Below are 15,932 nucleotides of genomic sequence, written 5' to 3'. Positions count from 1 at the left end.
GTGCGAAAGTTGTTGCGACAGCTTACGCAGACTTTGGCTTTGACGTCGATATTTCACCATTATTTATGACGCCAGAAGAAACAGCAGTTATGGCTGTTGAAAATGACGTACATGTTGTCGGTGTATCGTCACTTGCAGCAGGTCATAAAACACTTGTACCAGAATTAATCGCGGAGCTGAAAAAATTAGGCCGCGAAGATATTATTGTCATCGTTGGTGGTGTTGTGCCAGCACAAGATTATGATTTCTTATACGAAAGCGGTGCAAAAGCAATCTTCGGCCCTGGTACTGTATTGCCAATCGCTTCTCAAAAAATTATTGAGCTAATCTACGAACAATTAGGGTACGAGGCTGAATAATGAACGATAAAAAGTCGGCGTTATTTGTCCAGCCAGGGGTTGCAGCTAGTCATGATGGCATGCAGGCGACAACACGTCGTAAATTCGTTCGACGAAAGAAAAAAGAAATTGATTTCGATGCTGCGGTAGCGGATATCCGTGCAGGCGATCGGATTCGTTTAGCGAAAGCCATTACGTTACTCGAAAGCTCAAATACAGACGATAAGGTGCTCGGTCAAGAGCTCTTAAAACGTTTATTGCCGTATACAGGAAATAGTATCCGCATCGGCATTACCGGTGTACCTGGAGCCGGCAAGAGTACGTTCATTGAAACGTTTGGTAAAATGCTTTGTGATGAAGGTCACAAAGTAGCGGTGCTTGCTATTGACCCGTCATCAAGTGTCACAGGCGGCAGTATTTTAGGAGATAAGACACGTATGGAGGAATTATCGCGTGAAAAAAATGCGTTTATTCGTCCAAGTCCGTCCGCTGGTACGCTCGGTGGTGTGCACCGCAAAACACGTGAGACGATGCTCCTTTGTGAGGCAGCAGGCTATGATATTATCTTGATTGAAACAGTGGGTGTTGGACAAAGTGAGACGGCTGTACGTAATATGGTCGATTTCTTCTTATTGCTTGTATTAACCGGTGCAGGTGATGAATTACAAGGCATGAAAAAGGGGATTATGGAGCTTGCAGATGGCATTTTAGTGCATAAAGCAGACGGTGATAATCTTCGAAATGCTAAGAAAACAGCAATGGAATACAAACAAATCTTGCATCTACTTCAGCCAGCAACACCAGGCTGGACGACTCGTACACTAACGGCCTCTTCTTATGAAAAGACTGGTTTTGATAAGGTGTTTAAGACGCTAGATGATTTTAAGGAAACGGCGCTTGAAAACCATGTATGGAATGAGCGACGCAACAGTCAAACGACCGACTGGTTCCGCCAAATGATTTTAGACAAATTAGTCGATGATTTTTATGCCACAGCAGGTCGTAAGGATACTGTCGCTAGCTTAGAGCAAGAAATTTTAAAAGGGAATTTAACCGTTGCTCAAGGAATTGAGACACTGTTTAAACCATAGAAAAAGAGCTTCTTACAACACGTTGTGAGAAGCTCTTTTTATTTGGCATAAATTTTTTTCTCGTTTGTCTTATCTTTTAAATAAACGGTGTGGATGGTTTTTAATTTTTTATCCTTCAGTGTAAAGTCGATGGTGTCCGCACCAACGAAATGCGACGATTGTATTTCGATATAGAGTGTATCACCATCGATATGATACGTGTAGCGCTTGAAATGCGCGCTGTTGTCGGTATAATTTGCTTTTATACTTAGCGTATCTTTATCTAGCGTAATTTGTTTCATATGAATGGCATCTGGCCTCGTTTCAGAGGCGTAGGAAGACAGAAATAAGGCAATACCTAAACAAAGTACGCCGATGATCGGCATTATTTTTTTCACGCGGAAGCCCTCCTTTTTTTAGAGGACGTTTTCATGCCTACTAGGTTCTATTGCGGCTTTTATACCGTAAAAAAACAGGCATATAGTATGCCTGTTCCTTATCTAGGGCCGTTATTCAACGGGGACCCAAATTTCAATATGGTCTAAGTTCTTGCCGATGTATTTTTCAAAACTAATACCTGGGCGATGCGTATAGTCTTGATGGCTATGGAGTGCCTGGAATGTCGGCTCAATTTCGTTGAGCTGATGAATGGTACCTACAAGATAGCGTCCACTTGGAATCGGCACCGCAATTGATTCTACCTCTTTTGGCATATTTTCCTCTTTGACAGCTGCTAAATAATCGATGCCATCTTCGGTAAATGAAATGCAAACACCATAGAGTACATCCGTGTTTACTTCATAATCGTCTAATACATCCGCAAGCTCTTGCCACTGCTCTGAAATATCAGCGATTCTTCCTTCATAAACGTTTAAGCCGCGAAGCACTTCGTCGGCAATCGTTTCAATACGTGTTTGCATAAAATTCATCCTTTCTATTCCAAAATCATCGGTGCATGCACCTTATGTTCATTATAACGTAGAAGCCTTTAATTTTCGAATAATTCTCGTAATATTTAAAAAATTAAAAAACATTCATTTTCAAGTGAATTTGAGCATGTTAAAATAAAGGCACTTATAGAAATTTAAAGGAGTTTTGAAGGATGACAACAAAAAAACATATGCAATTTCATGATGTCGCCAAAATTTTAACCGTGATTGCTGTCGTCTCATTACTCGGGCTCTTCGTAAGCTATCCGGTATACGGTTATCAGCCACATTATGCGGCACTTGTGTTCATTGTCATGACGCTATTTATTGTCGCAATGGTATTTTACGATAAAAATAATAAGAACCACACTCATTCCAAGTAGGAACCTTTGAAATCGAGTGCAGAGGCTGTTATAGTAAGATGAAGATAGTGAAAGGGGCTAATTAATATGGCAATGGAATACGATTTATTATATCAATCAATGATTAATCAATGCCGTTCAGAGTTAACGGAGAATGGTTATACAGAATTACGCACAGCAGAAGAAGTGGACGAAGCAGCAAAACAACCGGGAACAACATTATTTATGGTGAACTCAGTATGTGGTTGCGCAGGCGGTATCGCACGTCCAGCAGCTGTTTATTCACAAAACTACCCAAAACGTCCTGATCACTTTGTGACAGTTTTCGCGGGTCAAGATAAAGAAGCAACAGCAATGGCACGTATGCTATTTGGTGAGGACCATATCCCATCATCTCCATCGTTTGTCTTAATGAAAGATGGTCAAGCCGTTGCTGAAATTCCTCGTCATGAAATCGAAGGTCACGACCCTGTAAATGTTGTGACAAACTTACAAGGCTACTTCGAAGATTATTGCGAAGAAATGTAATTATGAGCGAAATTCAGAAACCGTGCATAGGCGCGGTTTTTGTGCGTTTGAAGCCATTTTGAATGCAGGAGGGGTAGATTATGAGAAAGTTTAAAATAGGATTTCGGACTGTCAAAACAGCAGTTGGCGTCGCACTTGCCATTTGGCTCGCTGCTTTTTTAAATTTAGAATACTATACGAGCGCAGGTATTTTAACAATCTTAAGTATTCAAACAACGAAACGTAAATCAATTCATGCGATTTATACGCGCATTGTTGCCTCATTCCTCGTGCTCGCGATGAGTTATGTGTTCTTTACGTTTCTAGGCTACCACGCATTGGTTTTAGGACTTCTCGTGCTATTTCTATTACCTATTTTGGTAATGCTAAAAGTAACGCCCGGTTTTGTGTCATCATCCGTTATTTTATTGCATATTTTTAATGAACAGCATTTTACACTGGCACTGCTTGAAAATGAATTACTCATTATGCTTGTTGGGTTTGGGGTTGGCTTCCTTGTGAATATGCAAATGCCGGATATTGAGCGCGAATTAAATACATATCGTATCGAAATTGAAAAAAATTATAGTACGATTTTTAGTGAAATTGCTAAATATTTACGTGAAGGGGATACGAATTGGAATGGGCGTGAGTTATTGCTTGCTACAGAGGCAGTCAATAAAGGGAAATCCCTTGCCTACCAAGATGTTGAAAATCACATCACACGTAAAGAAAACTTGTTTTATCGCTATTTTGATATTCGAGAGCAGCAGCTTGAAATTATTGAGCGTATTTTGCCGAAAATCACCAATCTGCCAACAATTGTGACACAAGCACATGTGATTGCCGAATTTATGGATGATTTATCGAATAATGTGCACTCAGGGAATACGGCTGTAAAATATCGTGGAAAGTTATCTCAAGTGAAGAAAGAATTTCAGGAGCTACCACTGCCACAAACGCATGAAGAGTTTGTGGCGATGGCCTCACTGTATCAATTTCTTGAGGAAATGGATCAATATTTATCAATCAAGCAAAACTTTAAAGGCTTAAAAATTAAAAAGGGCAAACCTGTTTTTAATTAAGGGTGAATCGTTTGATTATCAGCTCACACAAAAAAGAAGGAACCGCGCGTTGGCGGTTCCTTCTTTTGTTATGCTCATGTTTTTTTGCTGGGGATAGGATGTTATTGGCCCAGTGTTTTGTAGTAGCGGGGTTTGAATGATTACAGTAACATCGTTAAACCGAATGCAACGGTAGATACGACCATAATGACAGCCATTAAAATGATAACCGCTTTTTGGAATTTCTTATTGCTCATAACGTCGACTCCTTCACTCTGTTGACCATAGTGTACCAAATCTTTATTTTATTCGCAAAGTTTAATTGTTGAAAAGAAGTAGTTGAAAATAATAATAAATAATGTAAATAAAAAATCTTTTGAGAAACGATGGAAAATAGTTATAGTACAGATTAAAAAAACTGAAAATTTGCACATGTGGTTGCTATGTTGCAAAAACATGGCTCTAAAATAGTGCATAAAAAACAAAAAATGCTCTTTTTTACGATAAAACTAGATTTTTTTTAGAATTAAGCTAACATAAGGATATACATTTGTATGATTTAAAATTTTCTATCAATTTTCAAATGAAGGGGTTCAGTAGAGGATTTTAAAGAAATTCGTTACACTTGTGTTATACAACAAAAAGGAGTTGGGGACTCGTGGAGAATGTAGATCACATTGGCATCGCCGTTCGAAATATTGACGAGCGTATTGCATATTACACTGATGTGTTAGGCATGAACTTGGAGAAAGTCGAAGAAGTAGAATCAGAACAAGTGAAGGTTGCTTTTCTTGATGGCGGCAATACGCATATCGAGTTATTGGAACCGCTTTCTGAGTCATCTGCGATTCACGGCTATCTAGAAAAACGTGGCGAAGGAATTCACCATATTGCATTAAAAGTCAAAGGCATTGAACAAGAAATGGAACGTATGAAAGCAGAAGGTGCACGCCTCCTTTCAGAACAACCTAAAATTGGTGCTGGCGGCGCAAAAGTAGTGTTTATTCACCCGAAATCATCTTTCGGTGTTCTTTATGAATTAGTAGATCGAGGCTAAGAAAAGGAGCAATCAGAAACTATGGATATGTATGATAAAATTAATGAATTATATGATAAAAAACGCACAATCGAAATGGGTGGCGGTGACGCCCGCATTGAAAAACAACATGCTAAAGGTAAATTAACAGCTCGCGAACGTATTGATTTATTACTAGACGAAGGTACTTTCGTAGAAATCAATCCATTCGTACAACACCGTACAGTAGACTTCGGTATGCAAGGCTTAGAGGGCCCTGGCGATGGTGTTGTAACAGGTTATGGTAAAGTAAACGGCCGTCCAGTTTATTTATTCTCTCAAGACTTCACAGTATTTGGTGGCGCTCTTGGTGAAATGCACGCCAACAAAATTGCGAATGTAATGGATTTAGCAGCGAAAAATGGCGCACCATTCATCGGCATTAACGATTCAGGTGGCGCACGTATTCAAGAAGGCGTATTATCACTTGATGGTTACGGTAAAGTATTCTACCGCAACTCAATCTTCTCAGGTGTGATTCCTCAGATTTCCGTAATTATGGGACCATGTGCTGGTGGTGCAGTGTACTCTCCAGCCATCACAGATTTTATCTTAATGGTTGATAAAACATCTCAAATGTTTATCACAGGTCCAAAAGTTATTGAAACAGTAACGGGTGAAAAAATTTCTGCTGAAGGTCTTGGTGGTTCGAAAGTACATAATGCAGTAAGCGGTAATGCTCACTTCCGAGCTCCTGGCGAACAAGAAGCAATCGACCAAATCAAGCAATTATTAAGCTACTTACCACAAAACAACACAGAGAAAGCACCGCGTGTTGAATTTAATGAAAAAGACCACGAACGTCCAGAGCTTTTAGATATCGTACCAACGGATCAAACAAAGGCATATGATGTACGTAAAGTGGTTGAACAAGTAGCTGACCCAGGTACATTTATGGAAGTACAAAAAGACTTCGCGAAAAACATCGTAGTCGGCTTTGCACGCATCGATGGTGAATCAGTAGGTCTTGTATGTAACCAACCAAAAGTACTAGCAGGCGGTTTAGATATCGATTCATCTGATAAATTAGCACGCTTTGTACGTACTTGTGACGCCTACAATGTGCCAATCATCACATTTGAAGACGTATCTGGTTTCTTCCCAGGCGTTAAACAAGAGCATGGCGGTATTATTCGTCACGGTGCGAAAATCCTTTATGCATATTCAGAAGCAACTGTACCAAAAATTACTGTTATTCTGCGTAAAGCTTACGGTGGTGCATATGTGGCACTTAACTCAAAAGCAATCGGTGCAGATATGGTATTCGCTTGGCCAAACGCTGAAATCGCTGTTATGGGTGCCGCAGGTGCCGCAAACATTATCCATGCGAGTGAAATCGCGAAATCAGCGGACCCAGAAGCATTGCGCGCTCAAAAAATCGAAGAATACAAAGAAAAATTCGCAAATCCTTACGTTGCAGCGAGCTACGGCTTAGTAGATGACGTGATTGATCCACGTGATACACGTATTAAGTTAATGCAATCACTTGAAATGTTACGCAACAAAAAAGAAGATCGTCCAGCGAAAAAACACGGCAATATTCCACTATAAGTCGAATCGCCGTAAAACATCGAGCCTCTTAGTAGGTTCGATGTTTTTTTATTTAATTAATAAAACATTTAGCTCGCTAGTCTATATGGTAAAAAAGGACATGCGTATTAAAATTTCGTATACTAACTAGTAGGAGGGGTTTTATGACAATTATTGAACAATTACAGCAACGGCAGCAAGTCATTTGGGACAATCCACAAGTGGAACAGCAGCCAACGACATTTTTATTTGATGCCGCATTAATTGATGAGGCAGAGCGAAGATTACAGCGTTTTGCGCCGTATTTTATGCTCGCCTTTCCGGAAACAAGCGCGACAAATGGCATCATTGAGTCACCACTTGCGTCGCTCGAACAGCTCGGACACCAGTTTAAGGCATCTCTTTTCGTAAAACGTGATGATATTTTACCAGTAAGTGGTTCTATTAAGGCGCGCGGGGGTATACATGAAGTATTGGTACTTGCCGAGTCCATTGCGCTACAAGCAGGACTACTTACGACAAAAGATTCGTATACGCTTTTTGCAGAGCAAGCAATCATTGATGAGCTATCAAACCATACGATTGTTGTCGGATCAACAGGTAATCTTGGCTTATCGATTGGTATGATGAGTGCGAAGCTAGGTTTTCGAGTTGTTGTACATATGTCACATGATGCTAAGCAGTGGAAGAAGGATATGCTGCGAGAAAAAGGTGTTCAAGTCGTCGAGCATGCAGGCGATTATAGCGTAGCAGTTGAAACAGGGCGCAAGCAAGCAGAGGACGACACATATAGTCATTTTATCGATGATGAAAACTCGCAGCAATTATTTGCAGGCTATGCCGTCGCTGCACGTCGGCTCGTAAGCCAATTGCCACAAAAACCAACTACAGCGTCACCACTTGTCGTCTATATTCCATGTGGTGTCGGTGGCGGGCCAGGTGGCGTTATTTATGGCTTGAAGGCACAATTTGGCGCAGCGGTGAAATGTTTTATGGTCGAGCCGGTCGAATCGCCTTGTATGTTGCTTGGTATGGCTACAGGCAAGCATGATGCTATTTGTGTAGAAGATATTGGCCTAACAAATCAAACGATTGCAGATGGTTTAGCTGTTGGACGTGCATCGCGCTTTGTAGGCCGTTTAATGGAGCCGCTACTAGATGGGGTGCTAACAGTGTCAGATACACGACTGCGCGAGCTACAACAGCTACTATGGACAACTGAACGCATTTATGTGGAACCGTCTGCAGCAGCAGGGTTTGAAGGTGCTGTTTTACTAGCATCACGTTATCCGACAGCACAACATCTCGTATGGGCAACAGGCGGTGGCTTAGTACCCGCTACAGAAAAAAGTCATGATTTTATATAATTAAACGAGGGCAGGTACTGTATTATTTTGTATAATAGAAAAAGATGAATGAAGGAATGACAACAGGAGGTGCATGGATGAGCTTTTGGAATAAACAAAAACGTTTACAAGAAGAAGAGCCTCAAGTAACGCTTGAACGAGAAGGACATGCTATCGCAATTGAGCTCGATCATCGCTATATTGATATTCGCGTTGATAAGCCATATATCGATGTCATCGAAACGATTCATTTTTACAATGAATTGCTAGATGGTAAGACGAAGGAGCAGCGAGCACTTAATGCACGTGCCATTGAGTTTTTTGCACAGTTTACAAAGGTCCCACTAGGCAATGCCTATGACTTTTTCCAAACAATTGTGTTCTTTTATTATAAACATTATCAAGATGAAAGCTGTCCATTTGAAGGCAGTAATCTAACATTTATTTTCTCACGTGTGGCCATTGATATTTACAATCACATTCAAGAAGACATCACAGACGTACATATGACATTAGAAGAAATAGAATCGCGTCAACCACGTGCTTTTTATTTCCATGAAGGCGATGTCGAGCTATCGGGTATGCGCTTTATTCGTGAAACGAAATTATTAATGCCTACGCTATTACCGGTAGAAAAACAACAGTTAACAACATTTAATAATTTCTTATTAGCGCAAGAAATGCAAGAAATTAGTCAAGATATTCAAGGTGATGTCGCGCGCTTTTTAGATGCCTATGCGCTATTATCCTATGAGCAATTTGACCAAATTTATCAGTTATTAATGCATAATCAATCGATAGTTGAAGAACAGCAAAATATTCACATTATGGGCATGAAATATATTTATATCCCGAATGTAGATATTGAACGTGCATTACAGGCGATTCGCGTCTATCACCTACAATGTACGCTTGAAGAGGGACTGCGTAATTACTTATCCCTTTACGAAGGGGCAACAGCAACGGTCCTAGGCATTATTGATTTTATCAATGAGGAAAATGCGCGCCTATATGGTGAAAAAGAGCCGCTCATTTTTGCGAATAATCAGCGCTATTTAAACTTATTCTTCAACGATTATTGCTTTGAACATCAAATCGAAGAAGGCAAGGATTCACCACGCGTACGTCAATTTTTACATGCGCTAGCAAAAGATTATACACGTCAAAAAAGTAAACAAGACGGTGGCATGATGAAATGCACCGCCATTATTAAAAATGCGCTCAGCAAAAACCGCTTAATGGGGCGCGAAAAGTAACGAAAATAGGGATTTTGTGGTATAGTGATACGTGGAAACGTAGCATAGCTACAAGCCTAACAGGACATGCTAGGTTGAATATAAAGGAGTCTTACCATTGAATAGTCGAATCGTAGAACAATTTTTAGAATTAGTACAAATTGATTCAGAAACGTATCATGAAGAAAAAATTTCACCTGTATTACAAAACATTTTAAAAGAGCTAGGATTTGATGTTTATGTAGATGATGCCGATACGAAAAACGGCCATGCATCAGGTAATATTATCGCGACATTAAAAGGCAACACAGAGGGCATTGATGCGATTTACTTCACAGCCCATATGGACACTGTTGTTCCGGGCGTTGGAATTAAACCAATCATTAAAGAAGACGGCTATATCTATTCAGATGGCACAACGATTTTAGGTGCTGATGATAAAGCAGGTCTTGCTGCATTAATCGAGCTTGCACGTCGCATTCAAGAACAAAAAATCGCACATGGTGACATTCAATATGTCATTACAGCTGGTGAAGAGTCAGGCCTTGAAGGCGCGAAATTCTTAGACCATGAAAAAGTCTATGCAAAATATGGCTTTGCAGTTGATTCAGATGGCAAAATTGGTGAAATTGTTGTCGCAGCACCGTACCAAACAAAAATCTTTGCCACATTAAAAGGTAAAACAGCACATGCTGGTGTTGAACCAGAAAAAGGCATTTCAGCAATTACAATTGCAGCTAAAGCCGTTGCACGTATGAAACTTGGTCGTATCGATAGCGATACAACAGCAAATATCGGTCGCTTTGAAGGCGGTAAAGCAACAAATATCGTGGCGGACGAAGCAACGGTATTAGCAGAATGTCGTTCATTGGATCAAGACAAAGTAGAAGCACAAGCGGCATCAATGAAAGCTGCTTTTGAAGAGGCAGCTAAAGAAATGGGCGGCGCTGCTGAGGTAGAAGTGAAAAATATGTACCCTGGTTTCCGCTTCACAGAGCAAGATGTTGTTGTACAAATTGCACAACAAGCAGCTCGTGCTATCGGTCGCGAACCAAAATTAGCACAATCAGGTGGCGGTAGTGATGCAAACGTTATCGCAGGCTACGGCATTCCAACAGTCAACTTAGCGGTTGGTTATGAATTTATTCATACAACAAACGAACGTATTCCAGTAGAAGAATTAGAAAAATTAGCTGATTTATTAGTAGCAATCGTTAACGTAACAACAACTGCAAACTAATTTTTTAACGCAAACTACTTGGAAAAATATTATAAATAAAACCCCAGGAGTCGCTAAACGAAGCGGATTCTGGGGTTTTTTATGCGTTTATTGTTGTTTCTTTGTCGTCGTTGTTTGATTTGCCGCTTCTTGTTGTTGTGGTTCTTCTTGTGGGTTCCAAATAGTTAAAATAACTCCTTGATCGTTATCGCCAGAAACGGTGTAACTTTGTTCAAGTGGCACTTCAATTGTTGTTGTGCCCGTCGCTTTTACATCATGATGTTCAATCGTATACGTCATGCCATTTACTGTTGTTTTTAATGCGTCATGCTTTTTCAAATAGTTCATGTACTCTTCTAGTACCCAATCACGCTTTTGCATAATTAAACTATGTGGTAGGCCAACATAACGGAAATGCCAAGCTTCATATTGAATGCCTGTAATATCCGTTTTATCGCTAGGGTAGCGCAAGATAAAGCCATATTTTGCGGCATTTTTTGCTAACCATTTACCTTCTTCTGCATTTTCCATTAAACCAAGGCTTGAACCAATATCCATTGATAAGCCTAAGTTATGTTCGCTCGCACCGGCTGGTAGTGCAATGTCTGCACCTTTCGTACGGTAAAGTTCTGCTTGAACCTTTTTCGAACGATAGCTGCTATTGATAACAAAGTGTGTGACATTGTCTTTTTTCGCATCGTGAATCATCTGCTGAAAAGCGCTTAGCATGTCACGAGAAATCTTAATCGAATCATCTGCTGTTGTAAAATTTTTAATAAGCTTTGGATGCTTCGATAAGGTTACTAAATCTTCCGGAACTGCTTTGTCATTGACTTCATGATCGGCATTAATGAGTACAAGCTGTCCTTTTGAAATGTCATCGGCTGTAACAGAAACCGTTTGTGTTGTTGGTTTCTTTGGCACAGTTTTTTTCACTTCTTCGGTCGATTGTGTAGCTGATACGACACTGTAAACAACAAGAGCGAGAACGATGGCGACAAGTGCTAATGCAAGCTTCTTCATCTTTCTCCTCCTAAAACTCATTCGTTACTAAGTATATAGTAATTAACGAGAAAGTGTAGCAAAAAGTTACAGTTTATTTGGGCATTAATGAAATAATTAATACAATGCCAAGAATTAAAGCCGCACCGAGCATTTGTAGACCGGAAAATGCGAGACCAAGCCAAATAATACTACTAAAAATCGCCATTAATGGTTCTACTGTACCGAGTAAGGTAGATTCTTTAGCCGATAAGTATCCAACGCTTTGGAAGAAAAACCAAAATGCGATGGCTGTACCAAAGAAGATAGTAAAGAACAGGCCAATATTGGTTTGCCATGTAAAATCGATCGTGCCGACCGCCCAAATCGGATGAATAAAGTTCATACCAATGCCGGCAATGAGCATTGCCCAACCGATAACGACAAGCGCTGAAAAATGCGCGAGTAGCGTTTTTGCATACAGTGTATAAAATGCTAACGTTACAGCCGAGATAAGGCCCCAAATAATGGCTGACATCGGCACCGAAAAATTAGCGAGAGAGCCACCTGTTAACAAAAGCCATGTGCCAACAAGTGTAGCGATAATCATCAGAACATCCATACGTAAAAAAGGTTGCTGACGAGAAAAAATTAAATACAAGATAATAAAAACGGGTGCCGTATATTGTAGTAGCGTTGCGACAGCAGAGTTGCCGTACGCAATTGCCGCCATATAGGAATATTGCACACCAAGCATACCAACGATACTAAAAAATACTAAATGAAGTGCGAATTTCTTATAATGCCAAACCGCCATAATCGGCTTTTTACGAATTAATTGTAAACCGAGTAAAATAACACCTGCCCCGAGTAAGCGGGCGGTCACAAACCAGTTGACATCGACATGCTGATGCTGAAATAAATATTGTGACACCGTACCATTTAATCCCCATAAGCTTGCGCCAATTAGCGCGAGTACGATACCAAGAAATCGTTGATTCCTCACATTATCACCTATTTCTATCAAGATATATCGACTATAATGGAATGATAACGGAAAAAATAGCGGTTTATCCGCAAAAACTATCAAGATATTGAGGTGAGCAACATGCAACGACGTAATATCCCGATTAATCCTTTCGGTCAGGAACAAGTACTGTATGACAACCCAGAATTTCCATCGATTGTTTATAATACGTTGATTGTCGCAAATAGCGTAGGCTATATACCACTTCATTGGCATGATGAATGGCAAATGCAAATTGTTGAAGCGGGCAGTGTCGAAATGCATGTTCAAGGAGATGTACATACGATTGAAGCGGGTCAAGGTTTGTGGATTCATTCAGGCGTTGTGCATGAAGCGTATGCGCTAACGGACGACGCGAGATACCGCTGTTGGAATATTCAACCAGATTTATTGCCGCGTTTTTTACGTCAATGCTTTGAACAACGTGGGCCAAAGCATGGATATGTATTACTAACAGATGATGGATGGCAACAGGAATGTTTAGCCATCATCGCACATGCAATGGCGAGCGACGATGAATTTACCATTTACGATGATTTTGTTAAAGTCGCTCATTTGCTCTGTACACATGCTGAAAAAGGCGTGACAAAGCCGGCATTTGATGAGCGCTTAAAAGAACTACTAGCGTATATTCATATCCATTATACGGAGAAGCTAACGCTTAATGAACTTGCGGGCGTCGTGTATTTAAGCACTAGTGAAACGATTCGTCTCTTCAAGAAATCGCTTCAGATGACCCCTTTTCAATATATTTTAAAGTATCGTTTAGAGAAAAGTAGGGAATTACTGCAGCATACAGATGAAGCCGTAACGGATATTGCACTAGAAATTGGTTTTTCAAGTGCAAGCTATTTTATTCAAAAATTCAAAGAAGCATATGATATTACACCGAAGCAGTTTCAAATGTTATAATAAAAATAAGAACAAAAGTTCGGGAGGAATCTCTATGGCCATTTTATTCCATATTGATATGAACTGTTTTTATGCATCGGTTGAACAAGCAATTAATCCAGCGCTAAAAGGCAAACCGATTGCAGTTGGTGGTGACCCAAAAGAGCGGCGAGGAGTTGTTGTGACATGTTCCTATGAAGCGCGTGCACGAGGGGTTTATACGACGATGCGCGTAACAGAAGCGCGTAAGCAATGCCCGGAATTGATTATGCTAAAGCCTAATTTTGAGCGGTACCGCGCCGCATCGAATGCGATGTTTACGATACTACGGGAGTATACGGATTTGGTAGAGCCGGTATCGATTGATGAAGGCTATATGGATGTGACGGCGATTGTCCACGGAGCAGATGCGTTAAATCTTGCTGAGGACATTCAACAGCGCTTGAAAAAGGAGCTTGATTTGCCGTGTTCAATTGGCATTGCGCCAAATAAATTTTTAGCAAAAATGGCATCCGATATGAAAAAGCCGATGGGCATTACCGTACTTCGAAAGCGTCAAGTTGAAGCTGTTTTATGGCCTAAGCCAGTTATTGAAATGCATGGCGTTGGCAAGCGTACAGCAGAAAAGCTCGCGGCACACAATATTAAAACAATTGGGGATTTAGCGGCTACGAGTGAAGTAGATATGCGTGCTTGGTTTGGAAAAAATGGTGTACGGATGCGTGAAAAGGCATATGGTATCGACAATCGTGCAGTTGACCCAACTTCGATATATGATACGAAATCTGTTGGTAATTCGACAACACTTTCAGAAAATATTTTGTCTGAGCGCAAGCTAAATGACGTGATTTCACAGCTATCACAGCGTGTAGCCAATCGCCTACAAGCAAAAAATCTTGCAGGGAAAACCATATCCATTCAGCTTCGTAGCGCCGATTGGAAGCAGACGACACGTAGTAAGACGCTCGTCAATGCAATTTATGAGCAGCATGATATTGCACGTGAGGCGAAAGAGCTCGCAACCAAGCACTGGAATGGTGCGCCGCTACGATTAGTTGGCGTCAGTATTAGCCAGGTCGAGAATCGTCAGCAACGTATGGAACAGCTCGATTTATTTACATTTACGGACCATGTGCGAGATGAGCCAGTTATGAATATTATGAATGAATTACGCGATAAATTTGGACAAGATATTATTGTGCGTGGTGTACGTGTGAAAAAATCGACATATGATGCACCAACGAGTTTTTCAAAAGATTTTTTAGATGATCATAGAAAGTAGGAACGACAATGCAACTACAATTTTTAGGGACAGGTGCAGGAATGCCCTCAAAGGAGCGTAAGACAAGTGCGCTCGTTATGAAATTATTAGATGAACTAGGAACGATATGGTTATTTGATTGTGGCGAAGCAACCCAGCATCAAATTTTAGAAACGACCATTAAGCCACGTAAAATTGATAAGATTTTTGTGACGCATTTACATGGCGACCATATTTATGGGTTGCCAGGATTTATCGGCTCGCGCTCTTTCTTAGGTGGTGATACACCGCTAACGATTTACGGGCCAAAAGGATTGAAAGAATGGGTAGAGATGACAAATGATGTCACTGGCACGCATTTAACCTATCCGCTTGAATTTGTTGAAGTAGAGGAAGGTATTGTGTTTGAAAACGAGCAATTTATCGTACATGCGATGCCACTACATCACGTAGTCCCTTGCTTCGGCTACCGTATCGAGCAAAAGCCGTTAGCAGGGGCACTAGATATTAAAAAAGCAACTGCACTTGGTGTCCCAAAGGGGCCGCTACTTGGCCGCTTAAAAGCTGGGCAAGACATTGTACTAGAAGACGGGACCGCTGTTCGTAGTGTCGATGTTTTAAGCGAGCCGCAGCCAGGCTTTATTGTGACCATTTTAGGCGACACACGCCAATGTGACAATGCATTAGCATTAGCACAGCAAGCGGATGTCTTGGTGCATGAATCGACATTTGACCATGCGACAGCAAAGCTTGCACGCCAATATGGTCATTCGACGAATATAGAGGCGGCAACGGTTGCGCAGCAAGCAGGTGTTGGTACCTTGTTGTTAAATCATTTAAGCGCCCGTTTCTTAGCGAAGGATTTAGCGCGCATGACGAAAGAAGCGCGTGCTATCCATGAAAAAACATACTTAGTATCGGACTTTTGCACGTTTGAATGGCATCAACGTCAGTTAATTGAAAAATAATAAAAAACGAGGACTGTATTTTATGCATTTCTCGTTTTTTTCTTTTATAATCAAAAAAATTCTCTTTAATACATATTTTTCGTTTTCCTTTTTTAGTAAATTGGATTATAATATGGAATGTGAATAGCC

17 protein-coding genes and 1 pseudogene are annotated in these 15,932 nt (G+C 40.6%); 13 read left to right on the top strand and 5 right to left on the bottom strand.

The features are described from left to right. A partial coding sequence (locus tag KTHG_RS06565) for a cobalamin-dependent protein (RefSeq protein WP_186439513.1) occupies positions 1-359 on the top strand: 359 nt, incomplete at its 5' end. Continuing rightward, entirely contained in the window at positions 359-1,429 is a 1,071-nt protein-coding gene (meaB, locus tag KTHG_RS06560) for a methylmalonyl Co-A mutase-associated GTPase MeaB (protein WP_126990242.1), read from the top strand. The genes KTHG_RS06565 and meaB, both read left to right, overlap by 1 nt. A 38-nt stretch (positions 1,430-1,467) precedes the next feature. Here meaB and KTHG_RS06555 read toward each other — a convergent pair whose 3' ends face one another. Beyond that, the gene (locus KTHG_RS06555; protein ID WP_126990241.1) at positions 1,468-1,806 is read right to left on the bottom strand and encodes a hypothetical protein; all 339 of its coding nucleotides are present in this window, start codon (positions 1,804-1,806) and stop codon (positions 1,468-1,470) included. A gap of 111 nt (positions 1,807-1,917) precedes the next feature. Further along, on the bottom strand, positions 1,918-2,328 hold the full coding sequence (locus tag KTHG_RS06550) for a GyrI-like domain-containing protein (protein WP_126990240.1): 411 nt from the start codon (positions 2,326-2,328) through the stop codon (positions 1,918-1,920). A 182-nt stretch (positions 2,329-2,510) separates the two neighbouring features. Here KTHG_RS06550 and KTHG_RS06545 point away from each other — a divergent pair, with 182 nt between their 5' ends. The 3 genes from KTHG_RS06545 to KTHG_RS06535 all read left to right on the top strand — a co-directional run bounded on the left by KTHG_RS06545 (position 2,511) and on the right by KTHG_RS06535 (position 4,291). Continuing rightward, positions 2,511-2,720, top strand: coding sequence for a hypothetical protein (locus KTHG_RS06545; protein WP_126990239.1), 210 nt, complete (start codon positions 2,511-2,513; stop codon positions 2,718-2,720). 66 nt (positions 2,721-2,786) lie between these two features. Next, the gene (locus KTHG_RS06540) at positions 2,787-3,227 is read left to right on the top strand and encodes a BrxA/BrxB family bacilliredoxin (RefSeq protein WP_139992333.1); all 441 of its coding nucleotides are present in this window, start codon (positions 2,787-2,789) and stop codon (positions 3,225-3,227) included. An 80-nt stretch (positions 3,228-3,307) separates the two neighbouring features. Continuing rightward, positions 3,308-4,291: an aromatic acid exporter family protein gene (locus tag KTHG_RS06535; protein ID WP_139992331.1), complete on the top strand. Its 984-nt coding sequence runs from the start codon at positions 3,308-3,310 to the stop codon at positions 4,289-4,291. A 140-nt stretch (positions 4,292-4,431) separates the two neighbouring features. Here the strand turns inward: KTHG_RS06535 and prli42 are convergent, their stop codons facing one another. Further along, positions 4,432-4,527, bottom strand: a complete 96-nt coding sequence (gene prli42, locus KTHG_RS21110) for a stressosome-associated protein Prli42 (protein ID WP_158620982.1) — start codon at positions 4,525-4,527, stop codon at positions 4,432-4,434. Between the two features lie 401 nt (positions 4,528-4,928). Between prli42 and mce the strand changes: the two genes are divergently transcribed. The 5 genes from mce (at position 4,929) to KTHG_RS06510 (ending at position 10,696) form a co-directional block, all read left to right on the top strand. Beyond that, positions 4,929-5,327, top strand: coding sequence for a methylmalonyl-CoA epimerase (gene mce / locus KTHG_RS06530; protein ID WP_126990236.1), 399 nt, complete (start codon positions 4,929-4,931; stop codon positions 5,325-5,327). A gap of 21 nt (positions 5,328-5,348) precedes the next feature. Continuing rightward, positions 5,349-6,896 carry an acyl-CoA carboxylase subunit beta gene (locus KTHG_RS06525; protein WP_126990235.1) on the top strand — a complete coding sequence of 516 codons (1,548 nt, stop codon included), beginning with the start codon at positions 5,349-5,351 and terminating at the stop codon, positions 6,894-6,896. A 143-nt stretch (positions 6,897-7,039) separates the two neighbouring features. After that, positions 7,040-8,242: a D-serine ammonia-lyase gene (locus KTHG_RS06520; protein WP_139992329.1), complete on the top strand. Its 1,203-nt coding sequence runs from the start codon at positions 7,040-7,042 to the stop codon at positions 8,240-8,242. Between the two features lie 77 nt (positions 8,243-8,319). Continuing rightward, positions 8,320-9,477 (top strand): hypothetical protein, encoded by a 1,158-nt coding sequence (locus KTHG_RS06515; RefSeq protein ID WP_126990233.1) that lies wholly within the window; start codon positions 8,320-8,322, stop codon positions 9,475-9,477. A 97-nt stretch (positions 9,478-9,574) separates the two neighbouring features. After that, positions 9,575-10,696, top strand: a complete 1,122-nt coding sequence (locus tag KTHG_RS06510) for a M20/M25/M40 family metallo-hydrolase (RefSeq protein WP_139992327.1) — start codon at positions 9,575-9,577, stop codon at positions 10,694-10,696. A gap of 309 nt (positions 10,697-11,005) precedes the next feature. Here KTHG_RS06510 and KTHG_RS06505 read toward each other — a convergent pair. Further along, positions 11,006-11,698, bottom strand: a pseudogene (locus tag KTHG_RS06505) (M15 family metallopeptidase); the annotation flags it as partial. Between the two features lie 73 nt (positions 11,699-11,771). Then, positions 11,772-12,662: a DMT family transporter gene (locus KTHG_RS06500; protein WP_139992323.1), complete on the bottom strand. Its 891-nt coding sequence runs from the start codon at positions 12,660-12,662 to the stop codon at positions 11,772-11,774. Positions 12,663-12,764: 102 nt separating this feature from the next. Here KTHG_RS06500 and KTHG_RS06495 point away from each other — a divergent pair, with 102 nt between their 5' ends. Genes KTHG_RS06495 through rnz form a run of 3 tightly spaced genes read left to right on the top strand, consistent with a single transcriptional unit; the run spans position 12,765 to position 15,803 of the window. Further along, complete coding sequence (locus KTHG_RS06495) at positions 12,765-13,595, top strand: helix-turn-helix transcriptional regulator (protein WP_139992321.1); 831 nt, start codon at positions 12,765-12,767, stop codon at positions 13,593-13,595. A 34-nt stretch (positions 13,596-13,629) separates the two neighbouring features. Further along, on the top strand, positions 13,630-14,856 hold the full coding sequence (locus KTHG_RS06490; protein ID WP_139992319.1) for a DNA polymerase IV: 1,227 nt from the start codon (positions 13,630-13,632) through the stop codon (positions 14,854-14,856). An 8-nt stretch (positions 14,857-14,864) separates the two neighbouring features. After that, a complete protein-coding gene (gene rnz, locus KTHG_RS06485; RefSeq protein ID WP_139992317.1) occupies positions 14,865-15,803 on the top strand; it encodes a ribonuclease Z in 939 nt (312 codons plus the stop codon). The last annotated feature ends 129 nt before the right edge of the window (positions 15,804-15,932 follow it).

Source organism: Kurthia sp. Dielmo (assembly GCF_000307285.2).
Lineage (GTDB): Bacteria > Bacillota > Bacilli > Bacillales_A > Planococcaceae > Kurthia > Kurthia populi.
Note: the sequence above shows the minus strand (reverse complement) of the source record. Positions and strands in the feature narration are given on the sequence as shown.